Annotated in this window: 2 protein-coding genes; both read right to left on the minus strand. The window is 64.5% G+C overall.

What is annotated here, in order from left to right; genetic code table 11:
- Nucleotides 1–632: DegT/DnrJ/EryC1/StrS family aminotransferase (locus tag DD1DGNOD_RS12475; RefSeq protein WP_241255677.1), on the minus strand; the 632-nt coding region annotated here is incomplete at its 3' end.
- A 67-nt stretch (nt 633–699) separates the two neighbouring features.
- Nucleotides 700–1,172 (minus strand): hypothetical protein (locus DD1DGNOD_RS12480; protein WP_131770175.1); only part of this gene is annotated, 473 nt, incomplete at its 5' end.

Here is a 1,172-nt window from a genome sequence, read left to right on the forward strand (position 1 = left end):
TCATTGGTGACGATCGCGCCACCCTCACCGCCGGTGGTGAAGTGCTTACTCTGGCAGAAGCTGAAACAGCCGACATCACCGACCGTTCCGACTTTCCTCCCCTTGTAGGTCGCGCCGATGCTCTGCGCGCAGTCCTCGACAACGAACAAACCATGCTTCCTGGCCAGATCGATGATCGGATCAAGATCCGCGACGACCCCGTAGAGGTGAACCACAATGATCGCCCGAGAACGCGGAGTAATCTTCTTTTCGACGTCGGCCGCGCTGAGCGTATGCGACTCGTCGACATCGGCGAAAACCGGCAGTGCACCAGCCTGCAGCACACAGGACGCCGAGGCGACGAAGGAGTACGGAGTGCAGATGACCTCGTCCCCCGGCCCGATACCCAGCGCGGCAAGCGCGGCATGCAAGGCGGAGGTTCCGCTGTTCGTGGTGACGGCGTGGTCGGCGCCGAGGTACGCGGCCAACTCCGCCTCGAATTGCCGGCCGAGTTCACCGGTCCAGTAGTTCACCCGGCCGGTACGGAGAGGTTCCATGGCCCGGTCGATACTCTCCGGCGCGAAGCTGGGCCAGGCCGGGAACGGTTCGTCCGTGACCGGAGTACCACCAAAGATAGCGAGTTTAGACATCATCGACCTCCTTAACGGGCGGGCAGCCGGGACGGAAACAGATGCCGTGTGCCACCGGGTAACATGAATCTCAATCGGCAAGCGAATCGCCGAGCCAACGCGACATGGAAATGATGGTGAGTGCCGGGTTGGCCGCGCCGAGCCGGGGAAAGTTCCCCGGACCGGCCAGGTAGACGCCGGGAAGGGCCTCGACCTCGAGATCGGTCGTGACCTTCAGCGCACCGCCGAGCGGGTGGGAACAGGCTTCATGCTCGAACGACCCGTACGGCAGCTCGAACTGGGCAACCCGCCCGGCCAGAGGTTCGGCGAGCAACGCGTGAAAGGCCTCGGCCTCGCCGAACTTCCGCGACGCCTCGTCCTGGTTTTCGCCGTCGGCCGGGCCGACCAGACAGCCACCGTCCGGACGCGGCGCAGTGATGTCGAGGAGCGAACCCTGGGCGATCTCGTCCGCCAGGCGCAGGAGCTCCTGTCGAACTTTGCCTATGCGATCGAGATCGGCGGACGAGACCGCCGTCGTTATGTGGGCGGCGGCGATACCGTCAG

The sequence above is a fragment of the Candidatus Protofrankia californiensis genome, from assembly GCF_900634765.1.
Taxonomy (GTDB): Bacteria; Actinomycetota; Actinomycetes; order Frankiales; family Frankiaceae; genus Protofrankia; species Protofrankia californiensis.